Here is a 16,884-nt window from a genome sequence, read left to right as displayed (position 1 = left end):
GGCGTGCTCCCAGGATCTATGGACCGTGGCCCGGCTGCGACCGGACCGGTCCAGGAGTCGGTCCGCGCCCCGGCCGAGTTCCCGCCGCCTCCTGTGACCTGCGCCACGGCCGCCCAGGGGGACTCCGGCCGCCTGGCCGGAAGCGGGGAAGCCACGTGACGCCACACTGAGCCATAGTGGCTCGCAATGGTGTCACTCATGTGCCATGCTGGCGGCACAACGCTTCCTGCACCGGAGGAACCGCCATGCTGCACGATCCGTCGAAAACCCTGTTACGCCTGCCCACCACCCGCCGGGAGGGCTGCCCCTTCGACCCGCCCGAGGAGTTGGCGCGGCTGCGGGCGGAACAGCCGCTCGCCCGGCTCCACTTCCCCGACGGACACCTCGGATGGCTGGCCACCAGCCACTCCGTGGTCCGCTCGGTCCTGGCCGACCCCCGCTTCAGCTCGCGCTACGAACTCATGCACCTGCCCTACGAGTCCGAGTTCTCGGGGCAGCTCGGGCCCGCGCCGGTCGGCGACCTCACCGGACTCGACGCCCCCGAACACACCCGCTACCGGCGGCTGCTCACCGGCAAGTTCACCGTGCGCCGCATGCGGCTGCTCACCGAACGCGTCGAGCAGATCAGCGCCGAGCACCTCGACGCCATGGAGCGCCACGGGCCGACGCTCGACCTGGTGAAGGCGTACGCGCAGCCGATCCCGACGCTGATGATCTGTGAGCTGCTCGGAGTCCCGTACGCCGACCGGGAGTTCTTCCGGCAGCAGACCGAGATCCTCATGACGCAGGGCACCGGTGAGGCGGAGCTGCTGGCCGCCATGACGGCCGGCCAGGAGTATCTGCACCAGCTGGTCCTCGCCAAGCGGGCCGAGCCCACCGACGATCTGCTCGGCGACCTCACCGGCACCGACCTCAGCGACGAGGAGCTCGCCGGGATCGGCAACTTCCTGCTGGGCGCGGGCCTGGACACCACCGCCAACATGATCGCGTACGGCACCTTCGCGCTGCTGAGCCACCCGGACCAGTTCGCCGCCCTGCGGGACGATCCGGGGCTCGCCGAGTCGGCCGTCGAGGAGTTGATGCGGTATCTGACCATCGCGCAGACGGGGGCGCGGACCGCGCTGGAGGACGTCAAGGTGGCCGGGCGGACGGTCAAGGCGGGCGAGACGGTCGTCGTCTCCATGGAGGCCGCCAACCGCGACCCGGCCCGCTTCCCCGACCCGGACACCCTCGACGTGCGCCGCAAGGCCACCGGCCACCTGGGGTTCGGCCACGGCATCCACCAGTGCCTCGGCCAGCAACTGGCCCGCATCGAACTGCGGGTGGCGCTGCCCGCGCTGGTCACCCGTTTCCCGACGCTGCGGCTCGCCGCCGCGCCCGAGGACATTCCGCTGCGGACCGGCATGAACATCTTCGGGGTGCACGAACTGCCCGTCACCTGGAAGGAGGCGTAGGCCCGGTGGAGCTCCGAGTCGACCGCGAACGCTGCCTGAGCGCCGGCATGTGCGCGCTGACCGCCCCCGAGGTCTTCGACCAGGACGCCGAGGACGGCAGGGTGCTGCTCCTCGACGCCGCACCGGGACCGCGCGAGCGGCGCGAGGCCGCCAGAGAAGCCGCCGAGCTGTGTCCGTCCGGGGCGGTCACGGTGGCCGAAAACCGCTAGGGGGCGAGACGTCGTCCGCCGCCGCGCAGGGGACGGCGGCGGACGGCGGGCCAAGCGCGTCCGGCGCCGGTCAGGACAGCGTGCGGATCACCTCGCGCACCTGGCCGGCGACGGATTCCGGCAGCGGTGCGTAGTTCAGGCGGGACAGCGGCTTCTGGCCCGCCTCGCTCGCGGTGTAGGTCAGGAACGACTTCAGGGCGGGCAGGGTCGCCTTCTGGTTCCCCTTGTCGCACACGATCTCGTAGGTGACCTGGACGATCGGGTACGCGCCCGGCGTCGATGCGCCGTAGCGGAACTTCAGCGTCATGTCCTTGCCCCGGCCCACGACCCGCGCCGCCGCGATGCCGGCGGAGGCCGTCGCGGGCGTCGGCTCGACCGGGGCCGACGCGCCCGTGTCGATGCTGACGGTCTTAATGTGCCGGGCCCGTGCGAAGGACAGTTCGAAGTAGCCGATCGCGCCGAAGCCGGAGGTGACCTGCGAGGCGACACCGCTGGACCCGCTCGCGGACGCGCCGCCCCTGCCCTGCCAGGCCTTGCCCACCGGGTGCTGCCAGACCTCGGGAGCCGCGCCCGCGAGGTACGCCTGGAAGTTCTGCGTGGTGCCCGAGTCGTCGGAGCGGTGGACGGGGCGGACCGGCATGGAGGGCAGTTCGGCGCCGGGGTTGAGGCGCTGGATCTCCGGGTCGTCCCAGGAGGTGATCCGCCGGTCGAAGATCTTGGCGAGGGTCGGGGCGTCGAGGACCAGGTCGTCGACGCCGGGCAGGTCGTACCCGATCGCGATGGGTCCGCCGACCATGGGCAGGTCGATGGCCCGGCCACCCCGGCAGACGTTCTCGGACAGGGCGACCTCGTCGGGCTTCAACGCGCCGTCGGAGCCGCCGAACGCGGTGGCGCCCCGCAGGAACTGGGCGCCGCCGGCCCCGGAACCGATCGGGTTGTACGCGATCCGCACGCCGGGGCAGGCGCGTTCGTACTGCTTGATCCAGTACTTCATCGCGTTCTGCTGGGCGCTCGATCCCGTGCCGGGGACCTTGCCGCTCTTCGCGCAGTCGATCCCCGCGAGGACGGCGGGCGCGGCGGAGGCGGCACCGCCCCCCTCCCTCTCCCCGAGACCCGCGAACCCGCATCCCGCCAGGGCCAGCGACAGCACGGCCGCCAGGGAGGCCGCCGCGAGCGTTCTACTGCCTTGATACGTACGTCCTGGACGTGGGCGTTGCAACGTTGACCCCTCGGATACCGCGATCGGATCTCAGATGATCGTCGATCGGCAACGACGGCGGGTGACCTCGAGGCGAACAGCGGACGACGTGCTGCCGTACGGAGATCAAGAGGTAGCCGCCCGGCGGCATACGGTGACCAGCCAGAGGGTGGGCGGGAGGAGCAGCTTGCATGGTCATGCATCAACATGCATACTCTTCCTATGTCCAAGGTCCTCACCTCCCTCCCCACCGGCGAGCGCGTCGGCATTGCCTTCTCCGGCGGTCTCGACACCTCTGTCGCCGTCGCCTGGATGCGCGACAAGGGCGCCGTTCCCTGCACGTACACCGCCGACATCGGCCAGTACGACGAGCCCGACATCGCGTCCGTGCCCGGCCGTGCCTCCGCGTACGGCGCCGAGATCACCCGTCTCGTCGACTGTCGTGCCGCGCTGGTCGAGGAAGGGCTCGCGGCGCTGGCCTGCGGCGCGTTCCACATCAAGTCGGGCGGCCGTCCGTACTTCAACACCACGCCGCTGGGGCGTGCCGTGACCGGCACCCTCCTGGTGCGGGCGATGCTCGAGGACGGCGTGCAGATCTGGGGCGACGGCTCGACCTTCAAGGGCAACGACATCGAGCGGTTCTACCGCTACGGCCTCCTCGCCAACCCGCACCTGCGGATCTACAAGCCCTGGCTGGACGCGGACTTCGTCACGGAGCTCGGCGGCCGCAAGGAGATGTCCGAGTGGCTGCTCGCCCACGGGCTGCCCTACCGGGACTCGACGGAGAAGGCGTACTCGACGGACGCCAACATCTGGGGCGCCACCCACGAGGCGAAGACACTCGAGCACCTCGACACCGGCATCGAGACCGTCGACCCCATCATGGGCGTGCGGTTCTGGGACCCGGCGGTGGAGATCGACACCGAGGACGTGACGGTCGGCTTCGACCAGGGCCGTCCCGTGACGATCAACGGCAAGGAGTTCTCCTCCCCGGTCGACCTCGTCATGGAGGCCAACGCGATCGGCGGCCGGCACGGCCTCGGCATGTCCGACCAGATCGAGAACCGGGTGATCGAGGCCAAGAGCCGCGGCATCTACGAGGCGCCCGGCATGGCGCTCCTGCACATCACGTACGAACGCCTGGTCAACGCGATCCACAACGAGGACACCGTGGCCGCGTACCACAACGAGGGCCGGCGGCTCGGCCGGCTCCTCTACGAAGGCCGCTGGCTGGACCCGCAGGCGCTGATGGTGCGCGAGTCGCTCCAGCGCTGGGTCGGCGCGGCGATCACCGGCGAGGTGACGCTGCGGCTGCGGCGCGGCGAGGACTACTCGGTCCTCGACACCCGGGGCCCGGCGCTCAGTTACCACCCGGACAAGCTCTCGATGGAGCGGACCGAGGACTCGGCGTTCGGCCCGGTGGACCGGATCGGCCAGCTCACCATGCGCAACCTCGACATCGCCGACTCGCGCTCGCGGCTCGAACAGTACGTGGAGCTCGGCCTCGTCGGCACGGTCCACCCGACGCCCATCGGCGCCGCGCAGGCGGCTTCGACGGGTCTGATCGGTGCCATGGACGCGGGCGGCGCCCAGGCGATCGCCTCGCGCGGCGAGACGACGGAGGAAGAGTCGATGCTGGACCGCGCCGCGATGGAGTCCGGCACGGACTGACACCGGTTCGTCGGTGCCTCGCGCACCTGATCAGTGGGCCCGGCGGAATGCCTTCCGCCGGGCCCGCTGCCGTGCGGGTGGGGCGGGGTGCGGCCCGTGTCCGGATGTGACAGGGAATCGTCATTGCGGTCGTCCGATGCGGCCGTGAGGATTGCCTCATGCCCACTGCACACCGCGTCGTCATCGCGGTCTTCCCCGATGTCGATCTGCTCGACGTGACCGGCCCCGCCGAGGTCTTCGCGCTGGCCGGCCGGGAGACCCGGGGCCGCGCCGGATACCAGGTCCGCCTCGCCGGGCCGGTCGCCGGCGCGGTGCGTACGTCGGCCGGTGTGCGGCTGCTCACCGACGTCTCCTTCGAGGAGATGGCCGAAGAGCCGGTGGACACGCTGCTGGTGCCCGGCGCCGTCGACATGACCGACGGCGGACCCGTCGCCCGCATCGACGACGACGTCGTGGAGTGGCTGAAGGAGACCGCCCCGCGGGCCCGGCGTGTCGCGTCGGTCTGCGTGGGCGCCCATCTGCTCGCCGCGGCCGGGCTCCTGGACGGGAAGACGGCGACCACCCACTGGTCGACCGCCGCCCAGCTCGCCGCGGACCACCCCGCCGTCACGGTCGACCCGGACCCCATCTTCGTACGCACCGACCGTGGCCGGCTGTGGACCGGCGCCGGGATCAGCGCGTGCCTGGATCTCGCGCTCGCGCTGGTGGCCGAGGACCAGGGCGAGGACGTCGCCCTGGCGGTGGCGCGGCAGCTGGTGATGTTCCTCAAACGCCAGGGCGGGCAGAGCCAGTTCTCCGTGCCCCTCAGCCGGCCCGCCTCCGACCGCCGGGACATCGACGAACTGCGGCTGTGGATCGCCGAGCACCTCGGCGACGACCTGTCCGCGGCGGCGCTGGCGGCCCGGATGTGCCTCAGCGAGCGGCACTTCGCGCGGGTCTTCAAACAGGAGACGGGTACGAGCCCGGCCGAGTACGTCGAGGCCGCCCGGGTGGAGGCGGCCCGTCGGCTCCTGGAGAGCACCGACTGCTCCCTGGAGCAGGTCGCGGCCGGTGCCGGGCTCGGATCGGTGGAGACCCTGCACCGCGCGTTCCGCCGGCAGCTCGCGAGTACCCCGGCCGCCTACCGCCGCCGCTTCCGCCTCCGCGCGACCTGACCTTCCCGACCTTCCTCTGAAGTTCTGCTGTTTCCCCATGAAAAACACGAAAGGCATACAGGTATTTCCATGAGCACCCACACGAACACCGCGTCCACGACCCTGCGCGACGTGATCGGCCTCGACAACCACCCGCCCCGGCTGAGCGAGTCCGCCCTGGTCATGATCGACTTCCAGAACACCTACCGCACCGGGGTCATGGCCCTGGACGGCGCCGAGGCGGCGCTCGCGGCGGGCGCGCGTCTGCTGGAGCGGGCCCGCGCCGCGGGCATCCCGGTCGTCCACGTCATCAACGACGGCGGCCCCGGCACTCCTTACGACATCCGCGCGCACATCGGGGCCCTGTGCGACGAGGTCGCCCCGGTGGCCGGAGAGCCGGTCGTGGTCAAGCAGTTCCCCGACTCCTTCCACGCCACCGAGCTGGAGAAGACCCTCGGTGACCTGGGCGTGGCCCCGGCCGGCGGCAGGGACCTGGTGCTGGCCGGGTTCATGACGCACATGTGCGTCAACTACACCGCGCAGGGCGCCTTCAAGCTCGGTTACCGGCCCACGATCATCGCCGAGGCCACCGCCACCCGCGCCCTCACCGCACCGGACGGCACGGTCCTGCCCGCCGCCGCCCTCCAAGCCGCGGCCCTGACGACCGTCACCGACCTGTTCGGCACCGTCGTACCGACCGTCGACGCGCTCCCCGCCTGACGGCGCGGGACGGCCGCGCCGCCGCCGGCTCTCACAGCGGGCCGGAGCCGAGGAGCTGCCCTCCGTCGACGACGAGGGTCTCCCCGGTGATCCACCGCGCGCCGTCCCCGGCGAGGAACGCCACGGCCTCCCCCAGGTCCTCGGGCTCCCCGATGCGGCCCAGCGGGGTGGCCGCGGCGACCCTTGCCTCGTTCTCCTGCCAGAGGGCCTCGGCGAGGCGGGTCCGTACGACGCCGGGGGCGATGGCGTTGACGCGGACCTTCGGGCCCAGTTCCAGGGCGAGTTGCTTGGTGAGGTGGATGAGCGCGGCCTTGGAGACGTGGTAGACGCCGACGTCCTGGGCGACCGTGTATCCGCCGATCGAGGCGGTGTTGACGACCGACCCGCCGTGCTCGCCCATCCACGCCTTCACCGCGAGTGAGGTCCACAGGATCGGCGCCCACAGATTGACGTCCATGGTCTTGGCGAACCGGGCGTGGTCCTGGTCGATGACGGGGCCGTACGCGGGGTTCGTACCGGCGTTGTTGACGAGGACGTCGAGCCGTCCGTACGTGTCCAGGGTGAAGTCCACGCAGGCACGGGCGGCTTCCTCGTCGGTGGCGTGGGCGCCGAGTCCGACGACGCCGCCGCCCAGTCGGGCCGCCGCCTCCGCGGCGCGCTCCTGGCTGCGCGAGGTGATCACCACGCGCGCGCCGTGGTCGCGCAGGGCGGCCGCGACCGCGAGGCCGATGCCGCGCGAGGCGCCCGTGACGACGGCGACCCTGCCGTCGAGGGGGCCGCTCACCGTGCGTTCCGCTCGGTCTCGCGGCGGCGCAGCTCCCGCAGCGCGATGGTGCGCTTGTGCACCTCGTCGGGGCCGTCCGCGAGGCGCAGGGTGCGCAGGTGGGCGTACATGCTCGCGAGCGGGAAGTCGTCGCAGACGCCCGCGCCGCCGTGGACCTGGATCGCCCGGTCGATGACCTTGAGCGCCACCTCGGGCGCGGCGACCTTGATCGCGGCGATCTCCGTGCGGGCCTCCTTGTTGCCGACGGTGTCCATCAGGTGTGCGGCCTTGAGGGTCAGGAGCCGCGCCATGTCGATCTCGATGCGGGCCTCGGCGATCCAGTCCTGGATGTTGGCCCGGTCGGACAGGGGCGCGCCGAACGTCGTGCGGGACTGCGCGCGGTCGATCAGCAGGTCGAGGGCGCGTTCGGCCATGCCGATGGAGCGCATGCAGTGGTGGATGCGGCCGGGGCCGAGGCGGGCCTGGCTGATCATGAAGCCGTCGCCCTCGCCCGCGAGCAGGGCGGTGCGCGGGACGCGTACGTCCTCGAAGAGCACCTCCGCGTGGCCCTCGCGGTCCTGGTAGCCGAAGACGGGCAGGCCGCGCAGGACGGTGACGCCGGGGGTGTCGAGCGGGACGACCATCATGCTCTGCTGCCGGTGGCTCGGACCGTCCGGATCGGTCTTGCCCATCACGATGAGCACCCGGCAGTTCTTGTGCAGGGCGTTGGAGGTCCACCACTTGCGGCCGTTGAGGACGTAAGTGTCGCCGTCGCGCACCATCCGCATCTCGATGTTGCGGGCGTCGGAGCTGGCGACGGCGGGTTCGGTCATCGCGAACGCGGAGGCGATCTCCCCGGCGAGCAGCGGCTTCAGCCACTTCTCCTTGTGCTCCTCGGTGCCGAAGAGCGTGAGGACCTCCATGTTGCCGGTGTCCGGCGCGTTGCAGTTGGTGGCCTCGGGGGCGAGGTGTGCGCTGCGGCCCATGATCTCGGCGAGCGTCGCGTACTCCAGGTTGGTCAGGCCGGGGCCCCACTCCGGGTGCGGGTGGAAGAGGTTCCACAGGCCCTGCTTCCTCGCCTCGGCCTTGAGCTCTTCGAGGACCGGCGGATGGAAGTGCGGGTCGCCCGACTCCGCCATCTGCCTCTCGTACACCGCCTCGGCGGGGTAGACGTGCTCGTCCATGAAGGCGAGCAGTCTCTCCTGGTATTCCTTGGCCCTGTCGGTCACGTCGAACACGGGTGTCCTCCCACGGTCTCGGTCTCGGTCATGCCCTGGGGACGCGCTGATCCGCTGCGGGCGCGAGGAGTCGCGCCAGCTCGGCGGCGGTCCCGGCCGCGTCCCGGTGCAGCACCCCGGCGATGCCCAGGCGCGCCGCGGCGTCGATGTTCTGGCGCAGGTCGTCCACCATCACGGTGTCCTCGGGGCGGACGCCGAGCCGCTCGCACGCGAGGGCGTAGGCCCGGCGTGAGGGCTTGCGGGCGCCGATCCGCCCGGACACGGTCACGGCGTCGAACATCGCGGGCAGGTCGAAGCCCGCGTAGCAGTCGTCGCCGAGGGAGTTGGAGAGCAGTCCGACGCGGTACCCGTCGGCGCGGACCTTCGCCACCAGCGCGGTCATGGCGTGGTCGGGGCGCAGCCGCGCCTGGACGCGGGCGACCAGGCCGGGCCCCGCGACCGCCACGCCGTGCGCCCGCAGCCGCGCCGCGAAGCCGTCCTCGAACTCCCGCTCGCCGATGCGCCCTTCCTCGTGGGCGACGAGCAGCGCGCTGCTCTGCTCGTCGCGGGCCAGGAGCCGCAGCGGCAGCCGCGGGTCGTCGCCCAGCTCCGCGCCGAGTCCGTCGAACGCCGCGACCACGCTGCTGGTCAGCACTCCGCCGAAGTCGAACAGGACCGCGCTGCGGGTATGTTCCCGGCTCATCGCACCGCCCTTCCCCGCTGCTCGGTCTCTCTCCTCGGTGCCGTCACCATATTTGAATCCGGATTCAGGTTCAAGACTCGTCGGAGGCCGCCCACACGCCCGGCACCGCGTGCGGATCCTGCCGCACCGACGCCGGGTTCGTCTCGCGCAGCGCCCACGCGCAGCCGAAGGTGAGCAGGCCCATGGCGGCGACGAACACCGACACCCAGGTCGTCGCGCCGGTGCCGCCGATGATCGCGGTCATGATCAGCGGGGTGCCGCCGCTGATGGTCAGGACGGACAGCTGGTAGGCGAGCGAGGCGCCGGAGTAGCGCACGTGCGGCTCGAACAGCTCGCCGATGTACGCGGCGATCGGCCCGTACGTCAGCGACTGCCCGATGCCGCCGACGATCACCGCCACGCCGAGCAGGGCCAGCGACCCGGTGTTCACCAGCCAGAAGTAGGGGAACGCCCATACGACGATCAGCGCGGCGCCGATCAGGATCATCGGGCGGCGGCCCACCCGGTCGGAGAGCCAGCCGGACGCCAGCACGAAGACGGCGCCGAGCGCGGTGACCGGCAGCGTGACCAGGAGGATGGAGTCGCGGTCGAGGCCGAGGTCGTCGGCGGCGTAGCTGACGACGCCCGCGATGCTGATGTAGAAGAGGCAGTTGGTGCCGGCCAGCAGTCCGGAGGCGAGCAGGACGGTGCGCCAGCCCGAGCGGATCACCTCGATCACGGGCGCCTTGGCGACCTTGGCCCGGTCGCCCTCGGCGTTCTCCGTGGCCAGGCGGCGGAAGTCCGGCGAGTCCTCGACGCGCCGCTGGACGTACATGACGACCGGCAGCAGCACACCACTGGCGAGGAACGGTATGCGCCAGCCCCAGCTCAGGAACGCGTCGTCGGAGACGAGCCGGCTCGCCAGCAGGAAGGCGCCGTTGCCGAGGAAGACGCCGAGCGAGACCCCCATCTGACCGTACGTGCCGACGTACCCCTTGCGTTTCGGCGACGCCGACTCCGTGAGCAGCAGGACGATGCCGCCCCACTGCGCCCCGCACGCGAGGCCCTGGACGAAGCGCAGCAGCACGAGGAGCACCGGCGCGAGGGCCCCCATGACACCCGCCCCCGGCAGGCAGCCGATCAGGAAGGTGCCCGCGCCCATCAGCGACATGGAGGCGACGACCATGGCCTTGCGTCCGTACCGGTCACCGAGGTGGCCCGCGACCACGCCGCCGAGCGGGCGGGCGAGGAACCCCGCCCAGAAGGTGCTGAACGACAGGAGCGTGCCGGTCAGCGCGGAGGAGCCGGGGAAGAAGACGTGCGGGAAGACGAGGGCCGCGGCGGTCCCGTAGAGAAAGAAGTCGTACCACTCGATGGAGCTGCCGATGAGCCCCGCCGCCAGCAGTTTGCCCGGGGCGCGGGTGTCACCACGGCCCGGGGCGGCCCGCCCTTCTCGTGCGCCGAGCCCTTCGTGCGGTTCTGCCGTGGACGATGTCACGTGTTCGCTCCTCGCCGTCGGGGCCCCCTGTATATTTGAACCCAACGTCAAGTTCAAGGTTTTGAACACGCTCTCCACCTGCGTGAATTTCTCGCGGAGGTGCCCGCGGATCCGAGGAGTTCGGCCCATGACGACACATATGCCGGTCAGCGAGTGGGAGCGCGTCGAGGCGCGCCGGATCTCGACGGGCGGTGTCACGCTGCGGGTCTTCGACCACGGTGACGAACGGCCGGGCAGGCCACCGGTCGTGCTGTGCCACGGCTTCCCGGAGCTGGCGTTCTCCTGGCGGCATCAGGTCGTCGCGCTGGCGAAGGCCGGCCACCGGGTCCTGGTGCCCGACATGCGTGGCTACGGCGGCAGTTCACGCCCCGCCGACATCGAGGCGTACGACATCCTGACGCTCTGCGCGGACCTGGCCGGGGTCCTCGACCACGTCGGCGCGGACGACGCCGTCTTCGTGGGGCACGACTGGGGCGCGAACGTGGTGTGGCACATGGCCCTGGAGCACCCCGAGCGGGTGCGGGCGGTGGCGGGGATGAGCGTGCCGGTGACGCCGCGGGCCCCCGCGCCGCCCCTGCCGATCCTGCGCTCACGCCTGGGGGACGACTTCTACATGGTGTGGTTCCAGGAGCCGGGCGTCGCGGACCGGGCGCTGAGCCGCAATGTGCGCAGGACGCTGGTCACCAGGGACATCTACTCCGCCGAGTGGGCCACACGCCCCGACGAGCAGTTGCCGCCCCCGCCGTGGCTGAGCGATGAGGAACTCGCCTACTACGTCGACACGTTCGAGGAGACCGGGTTCACCGGCGGCCTCAACTACTACCGCAATCTGGACCGCAACTGGGCGCTCACCGAGCACCTGGCGGGCCGTGTCATCGCCCAGCCCTCGCTGTTCGTCACCGGCTCCAAGGACCCGGTCGCCCGGTTCATGCCGGCGGACGGCCTCGGCCGGATGCTCACCGACCAGCGCGGGCACGTCGTCCTGGACGGCGCCGCTCACTGGGTCCAGCAGGAGCGTGCCGAGGAGGTGAACGCCGCTCTCCTCGGCTTCCTCTCCGCGGTCGGCTGATACCATCCGCTGCCACCGGTTATGACACGTTCGAACGACAGTGAATGGATCCGCAGTGGCTGCCCAGGCCCCGGCCGCGGACAGCGGCCAGAAGCAACCGATCACGCCACGCAGCGCGCGCGGTGTCCGCACCCGCAACGCGCTGATCGCCGCCGCCCGGGAGGTCTTCGAACGCGACGGGTATCTGGACGCCCGGATCACGGACATCTCCAAGGCCGCGCATGTCGCCTCCGGGTCGTTCTACACGTACTTCAACGGCAAGGAAGAGATCTTCCAGGCGCTCGTCGAGCAGGTGCAGGAGGAGATGCTCCACCCGCATCTGCGCGAGCGCACGGGCATCACCGACACCCGTGAGCTCATCGACGCCTCCAACCGCGAGTACTTGCGGGCGTACAAGAAGAACGCGCGCCTGATGGCGCTGTTCGAGCAGGTCGCGCAGGTCGACGAGCAGTTCATGGCGCTGCGCATCGAGCGCGGCAACGCCTTCGCGCGGCGCAACGCCAAGCTGATCCGCACCCTCCAGGAGAACGGCGAGGCCGACACGAGCCTCGATCCGCTGGTGACCGCGCACGCCCTGTCCGTGATGGTGAGCCGCATGGCCTACCTGGTGTTCGTGCTGGGCCAGCGCATTCCGTACGAGCGGCTGGTCACGACGCTCAACAAGATCTGGGAGAACGGCCTGCGGCTCACGGACCCCGAGCCGGGTGCCGAGCGTACGGCGCGTGACGCCGAAGGGTCCTGACAGTCGGTCCTAACAGTCCCGCGAGGACGCCAGCAGGTGGTCCCGGACCAGGGCGACGTGCGGGTTGTCCGATGAGCCGGGCCGCTGCACGAGGTAGCCGGTGTTGATGGGCGGGTCCTCGGGGTCGTTCAGCAGGACCAGGGCCCCCGAGGCCAGCTCGTCGAGGCACAGGTAACGGGGCAGCACGCTGAAGCCGGCGCCGCCCGCCACGGCCGCCTTGACGGCGCGCAGGTCGGGCATGGTGACGGCGGGCTCACACACCAGTTGCTTGCCGAAGACGTGACGCCAGTAGCGGCGGACGATCGGCACGTCCTCGGCGTACGCCACCAGGGGCACGCCCCGCAGCGCGGCGGGCCCGAGGGCCGCGAGCCGCTCCGCCCCGCCCATGCGCTGCGCCCAGGAAGCCGCCGTGACCAGCACGAACTCCTCGTCAGCGAGGGGCACAGAGGCCAGCGCCCGGCCGCGCGGACGGACCGTGGCGACCACCAGGTCGTGCCGGCCCGCGCGCAGCTCGTCCAGCAGGTCGTCCGTCAGGCCCGTCGTGATCCGCAGCCGTACGCCCTGCTCCACCAGGGGCGCGAGGCCGGGCAGCACGCAGTGGGAGAGGAACTCCGCCGGGCCCGCCAGGTGGACCGGCTCCGCCGTACCGTCGCCGCCGTGGCCCGCGACCTCGGCCAGGGCGTCCAGCGGCTCGCCGATCCGCGACGCCAGTTCGTCCGCGAAGGGCGCGGGGGCGGCGCCGCGCGGCAGGCGCTCGAACAGCTCCCGGTCCAGCTGCCGCTCCAGGGAGCGGATCTGCGCGGTGACCGTGGGCTGCGACAGGCCGAGGACGCGGGCGGCGGCCGTGAAGGACCCCGAGCGGTAGACGGCGAGGAAGGTGCGCAGCTGATTGAGGTCCAGCGACCCGCCCGCCGACTGCGGAACGGTCGCCTCCGCCCCGCCCACGTGTGACTTTCCCATACGGATGAGCCTACGGTGAGCGTGGCGATCGGTCAGGTCCGGCAGGTCCTCGCTCCCCCGTGCAACGCGGCCGCCGTGTTGGGGCCGAGCGTGGCGGTGAACCGTCCGGAGGAGTCGACCGTGACACGCTTGTCCGACTGGACGTCGCAGTAGTCGCCCGCGGGCAGCGAGGTCTGGAAGGTGCGGGTCAGTGTGGAGGCCTCGTGGTTGATCGCCACGTACGCCTTGTCGCCGCGGCCGAAGGCGATCTGGTCGCCGCCGTTGTCCCACCAGTCCGTGACGGCCTGGCCGCTCGCGGTGTTGCGGAAGCCGACCATGCCCGAGATCTCGCGCCAGGCGTGCTGGCACTTCCAGCCGTCGGAGTAGCAGGCGTTCACCGTGCCGCCGCCCGGCGGTCCCGCGTCGCGGTCGGAGAACTCGTATCCGGAGTGGACGTCGGGCGCGCCGTAGGGCCAGGCGAGCATGAAGACGTTGGCCAGGGTGTAGTTGGCGCCGTCCTTGTAGCTGAGAGTGTCGCCGCCGCGCTCGGTGTCGTGGTTGTCGACGAAGACGGCGGACTTCCCGGAGGGCATGTAGGCCCAGCCCTCGCCGTAGTTCTTCAGGTAGGCGAGCTTCTCGTCGTGGAAGACGCGCTTGAGATCGCGGGCGTAGCGGAACTCCTGGACGTCTCCGGTGCCGAGGTACTCGCTCGGGGAGACGGCCTCGCCCGCGCCGTAGATGGCCTCGTGCTTCCAGTAGACGCCGGGGTCGCTCAGGCGGGCCTTGATGGCGGCGAGGTCGGCCGCCGGCATGTGCTTGGCTGCGTCGATGCGGAAGCCGTCCACGCCGAGCGAGCGCAGGTCGTCGAGGTAGGCGGCGATCCGGCCGCGCACATAGTCCTCGCCGGTGTCCAGGTCGGCGAGGCCGACGAGTTCGCAGTTCTGTACGTTCCCTCTGTTGCCGTAGTCGTTGACAGGCGAGCGGCAGTCGTCCAGGTCGGCGCCGGAGTACGTGCCCGGGTAGTCGTACTTCGTGTAGGCCGAGCTGCCCGTGCCGGTGCCGGAGCCCGCCGACATGTGGTTGATCACGGCGTCCGCGACCACCTTGACGCCCGCGGCGTGGCAGGTGTCGACCATGCCCTTGAAGGCCGCCCGGTCACCGAGGCGCCCGGCGATCCTGTAGCTGACCGGCTGGTACGAGGTCCACCACTGGCCGCCCTGGATGTGCTCCTGCGGCGGTGAGACCTGGACGAAGCCGTAACCGGCGGGGCCGAGTCGGTCCTTGCACTCCTTGGCGACCGAGTCGAAGCGCCACTCGAAGAGGACGGCGGTGACGTCCTTGCCGCCGGGCGGGGACGCGTCGGCCTCGGGCGGCGTCGCGAAGAGGCTCCCGAGGACACCGGCCGTCAGGGCGAGCGTGGCGGCTAGGGGTCTGCGGGCTGCGTGCGCTCTGTGCGCTGAGCCGTTCACGGGGCCTCCGGTGGGGGGAATGGGGTGGGGGTGCCGGAATCTTGCAGGTTGAATCTGCAAGAACTTGCGATCGGGACCGTAAGCGGGTTCGCACGTCGGGTCAACCGTTCGCGCACGCCTTCCGGGGAGCCGTCACGTCGCCCCTCGCGCGCGGTGGCGGCGTACCGCGTCGCGGTTGGCGCACCGGTGGGAGCAGTAGCGCCTGCGCCCGGTGCGGGAGGTGTCCGCGAAGATGGTGGCGCACTCGGTGACCTCGCACCGCCGCAGCCGGTGCATGCCGCGTCCCACCAGGTGCAGTGCGGTGCCGACCGATATCAACGAGAACAGCAGTGCGCCGAGCGGCAGTTGATCGTCGCGGTAGTGCAGGTGCCAGCCGTCGCCCGCGTGGTCGGTGAGCCTCGGGTGGGCGGCGGACGCGGCCAGCATCCGATTGGCCAGTTCGGCGCGCTCCCGCTCGTCGGTGGCGTCGACGACCTTCTCCCACGCGTCCAGTGCGGCGAGGGCGTACGCCAAGTCCTGTGGCCCGGCGGGGCGTTCCAGGGTCAGGCCTGCCTCGCGGCAGCGGTGCGCCAACTCCTCGGCGCTGGTCGGACGCCGGTTGCACAGGTCCGCGGCGAGGTTCACGGCGTCGCCGCCGTAAGGGTTGAGATGCATAAGGTCATTACACCAAGGTGATCGGCATGAGACATCCCGACGGACAGCCCGCCACCGACCCGACCGGACACACCGCCGACCACCGCCCCGGTGTGCGGCAGGCGGTGGAGGACGACCTCCCCGAACTCGTGCGCCTGCGCGCGTCGTTGTTCGAGGACCTGGGCGGTGACTACTTCAACCCGTCCTCGGCGGGCGACGACTGGCGTCATCATCTCGCCGCGGTTCTGAAGGAGCAGCTGACGGCGGACACCGCGCGGATCCTCGTCGTGGACGGCGGTCGCGGCCGTCTGGCCGCCTGCGGCATCGGCACCGTAGACCAGTGGTTCCCCGGGCCGCACAACGTCAACGGCCGGGTCGGTCATGTGATCGGCGTGGTCACCGATGTGCCGTACCGGCGGCGCGGTCACAGCCGCGCGATCATGCGGGCGCTGCTCGACTGGTTCCGTGAGCGGGAGGCGTCCCGCGTGGACCTGTACGCCTCTCCGGAAGGCGAACCGCTGTACCGCGCCCTGGGGTTCGTCGACCATCCGGACCCCGCGCTCCACTGGCGGCCCTGAGCGACGGCCTCGTGCCGGCCCGGGGGTCGGCTGGCATGATCGGCGTGTGACCAGTGAACCTGGGCGGCCGGGCCGCACCGACCGCAAGAGATACGTCCTGTTCGACGTCGACGGCACGTTGATCGACGCGGTGAGCAACCAGCGCCGGGTCTGGGCGTGCTGGGCGGAGCGGTACGGGCTTGACGCGGACGAGGTGTACCGGGTGGCCCTGCGGACGCGGCCGATGGAGACGTTCGCCCAGGTCGCCGCCGACCACGATCCGCGCGAGTGCCTGGCCGTGCTGCATGAACTGGAGGACGACGACGTCCGATCCGGCGTCTATAGGGCCTTCGACGGCGCGTCGGAGCTGCTGCACGGCCTGCCCTCGGGGGCCTGGGCGTTGGTGACCTCCAATTACGAGCACCGGGTGCGCGGCCGGTTCCTGCGGACGGGCCTGCCCGTGCCGGACCTGATCGTGGACGCGGCCGCGGTGGACGAGGGCAAGCCCTCTCCGGTGCCCTACGTACGGGCCGCCGCGGAGCTGGGCGCCGAGCCCGGGGACTGCCTGGTCATCGAGGACGCCCCGTCCGGAGTGCGGTCAGGGCTGAGCGCCGGGATGACGGTATGGGGCGTGAACGCCGCGACCGCGGTGGAGGGCACGCATCGCCACTTCACCGAACTGCGCGAGGCGGTCCCGCACATCTTGGCCTTCGTGTCGGGGCCGTCGGTCGGTGGGGTGGGGTAGCGGGGGTTCGGCGGGCCGGTTGCGGGGGGGGGGCAGGTCGGCGGGCGGGGTGTGCGGCCCTGCGGTCAGGATCGTCACGCTTACTATCGCGGGAATGCTTTCGAAGAGGAGTCGACGGTGACCGAAGATCTGCGCAGTGGCACGCCCGACGCTGGAGTGGAGCCGGAGGGGTCGGCGGAGCGGCT

Annotated in this window: 16 protein-coding genes and 1 pseudogene; 9 read left to right on the top strand and 8 right to left on the bottom strand. The window is 71.3% G+C overall.

The genetic code is table 11. The features are described 5' to 3' along the window. Nucleotides 1-245: 245 nt before the first annotated feature. Together KKZ08_RS36825 and KKZ08_RS36820 are read left to right on the top strand one after the other, a co-directional pair. Nucleotides 246-1,454 carry a cytochrome P450 gene (locus tag KKZ08_RS36825; protein WP_223778573.1) on the top strand — a complete coding sequence of 403 codons (1,209 nt, stop codon included), beginning with the start codon at nucleotides 246-248 and terminating at the stop codon, nucleotides 1,452-1,454. Nucleotides 1,455-1,459: 5 nt separating this feature from the next. Further along, on the top strand, nucleotides 1,460-1,663 hold the full coding sequence (locus KKZ08_RS36820; RefSeq protein ID WP_223778572.1) for a ferredoxin: 204 nt from the start codon (nucleotides 1,460-1,462) through the stop codon (nucleotides 1,661-1,663). A gap of 70 nt (nucleotides 1,664-1,733) precedes the next feature. On the opposite strand, the gene pstS is transcribed toward KKZ08_RS36820, so the two are convergent. After that, nucleotides 1,734-2,813 (bottom strand): phosphate ABC transporter substrate-binding protein PstS, encoded by a 1,080-nt coding sequence (gene pstS / locus KKZ08_RS36815; RefSeq protein ID WP_223778571.1) that lies wholly within the window; start codon nucleotides 2,811-2,813, stop codon nucleotides 1,734-1,736. A 270-nt stretch (nucleotides 2,814-3,083) separates the two neighbouring features. Here pstS and argG point away from each other — a divergent pair, with 270 nt between their 5' ends. The 3 genes from argG to KKZ08_RS36800 all read left to right on the top strand — a co-directional run bounded on the left by argG (nucleotide 3,084) and on the right by KKZ08_RS36800 (nucleotide 6,385). Beyond that, nucleotides 3,084-4,532 (top strand): argininosuccinate synthase, encoded by a 1,449-nt coding sequence (gene argG, locus KKZ08_RS36810; RefSeq protein ID WP_223778570.1) that lies wholly within the window; start codon nucleotides 3,084-3,086, stop codon nucleotides 4,530-4,532. Nucleotides 4,533-4,690: 158 nt separating this feature from the next. Then, nucleotides 4,691-5,686: a DJ-1/PfpI family protein gene (locus tag KKZ08_RS36805; RefSeq protein ID WP_223778569.1), complete on the top strand. Its 996-nt coding sequence runs from the start codon at nucleotides 4,691-4,693 to the stop codon at nucleotides 5,684-5,686. Nucleotides 5,687-5,755: 69 nt separating this feature from the next. Then, on the top strand, nucleotides 5,756-6,385 hold the full coding sequence (locus KKZ08_RS36800; protein ID WP_223778568.1) for an isochorismatase family protein: 630 nt from the start codon (nucleotides 5,756-5,758) through the stop codon (nucleotides 6,383-6,385). Between the two features lie 31 nt (nucleotides 6,386-6,416). Here KKZ08_RS36800 and KKZ08_RS36795 read toward each other — a convergent pair whose 3' ends face one another. The 4 genes from KKZ08_RS36795 to KKZ08_RS36780 form a co-directional block, all read right to left on the bottom strand. After that, a complete protein-coding gene (locus KKZ08_RS36795) occupies nucleotides 6,417-7,169 on the bottom strand; it encodes an SDR family oxidoreductase (protein WP_223778567.1) in 753 nt (250 codons plus the stop codon). After that, the gene (locus tag KKZ08_RS36790; protein WP_223778566.1) at nucleotides 7,166-8,386 is read right to left on the bottom strand and encodes an acyl-CoA dehydrogenase family protein; all 1,221 of its coding nucleotides are present in this window, start codon (nucleotides 8,384-8,386) and stop codon (nucleotides 7,166-7,168) included. Before KKZ08_RS36790 ends, KKZ08_RS36795 begins: the two co-directional genes overlap by 4 nt. 28 nt (nucleotides 8,387-8,414) lie before the next feature. Beyond that, nucleotides 8,415-9,068: an HAD family phosphatase gene (locus tag KKZ08_RS36785; RefSeq protein ID WP_223778565.1), complete on the bottom strand. Its 654-nt coding sequence runs from the start codon at nucleotides 9,066-9,068 to the stop codon at nucleotides 8,415-8,417. Between the two features lie 70 nt (nucleotides 9,069-9,138). Continuing rightward, entirely contained in the window at nucleotides 9,139-10,545 is a 1,407-nt protein-coding gene (locus KKZ08_RS36780) for an MFS transporter (RefSeq protein WP_223778564.1), read from the bottom strand. A gap of 127 nt (nucleotides 10,546-10,672) precedes the next feature. Between KKZ08_RS36780 and KKZ08_RS36775 the strand changes: the two genes are divergently transcribed. Continuing rightward, nucleotides 10,673-11,614 carry an alpha/beta hydrolase gene (locus KKZ08_RS36775; protein ID WP_223778563.1) on the top strand — a complete coding sequence of 314 codons (942 nt, stop codon included), beginning with the start codon at nucleotides 10,673-10,675 and terminating at the stop codon, nucleotides 11,612-11,614. 55 nt (nucleotides 11,615-11,669) lie between these two features. Then, complete coding sequence (locus KKZ08_RS36770; RefSeq protein ID WP_223778562.1) at nucleotides 11,670-12,356, top strand: TetR/AcrR family transcriptional regulator; 687 nt, start codon at nucleotides 11,670-11,672, stop codon at nucleotides 12,354-12,356. Nucleotides 12,357-12,365: 9 nt separating this feature from the next. Here KKZ08_RS36770 and KKZ08_RS36765 read toward each other — a convergent pair whose 3' ends face one another. From KKZ08_RS36765 to KKZ08_RS36755, 3 genes and pseudogenes are all read right to left on the bottom strand, one after another. After that, entirely contained in the window at nucleotides 12,366-13,316 is a 951-nt protein-coding gene (locus tag KKZ08_RS36765) for a LysR family transcriptional regulator (RefSeq protein ID WP_223778561.1), read from the bottom strand. A gap of 41 nt (nucleotides 13,317-13,357) precedes the next feature. Continuing rightward, nucleotides 13,358-14,764: pseudogene (locus KKZ08_RS36760) on the bottom strand (alpha-amylase family protein); the annotation flags it as partial. Nucleotides 14,765-14,896: 132 nt separating this feature from the next. Beyond that, complete coding sequence (locus tag KKZ08_RS36755; protein WP_223778560.1) at nucleotides 14,897-15,418, bottom strand: CGNR zinc finger domain-containing protein; 522 nt, start codon at nucleotides 15,416-15,418, stop codon at nucleotides 14,897-14,899. Between the two features lie 26 nt (nucleotides 15,419-15,444). On the opposite strand from KKZ08_RS36755, the gene KKZ08_RS36750 reads away from it, so the two are divergent. Together KKZ08_RS36750 and KKZ08_RS36745 are read left to right on the top strand one after the other, a co-directional pair. After that, complete coding sequence (locus tag KKZ08_RS36750) at nucleotides 15,445-15,975, top strand: GNAT family N-acetyltransferase (protein WP_223778559.1); 531 nt, start codon at nucleotides 15,445-15,447, stop codon at nucleotides 15,973-15,975. 46 nt (nucleotides 15,976-16,021) lie between these two features. After that, nucleotides 16,022-16,699, top strand: a complete 678-nt coding sequence (locus KKZ08_RS36745) for an HAD-IA family hydrolase (protein WP_223778558.1) — start codon at nucleotides 16,022-16,024, stop codon at nucleotides 16,697-16,699. The last annotated feature ends 185 nt before the right edge of the window (nucleotides 16,700-16,884 follow it).

Source organism: Streptomyces sp. 135 (assembly GCF_020026305.1).
GTDB lineage: Bacteria > Actinomycetota > Actinomycetes > Streptomycetales > Streptomycetaceae > Streptomyces.
Note: the sequence above shows the minus strand (reverse complement) of the source record. Positions and strands in the feature narration are given on the sequence as shown.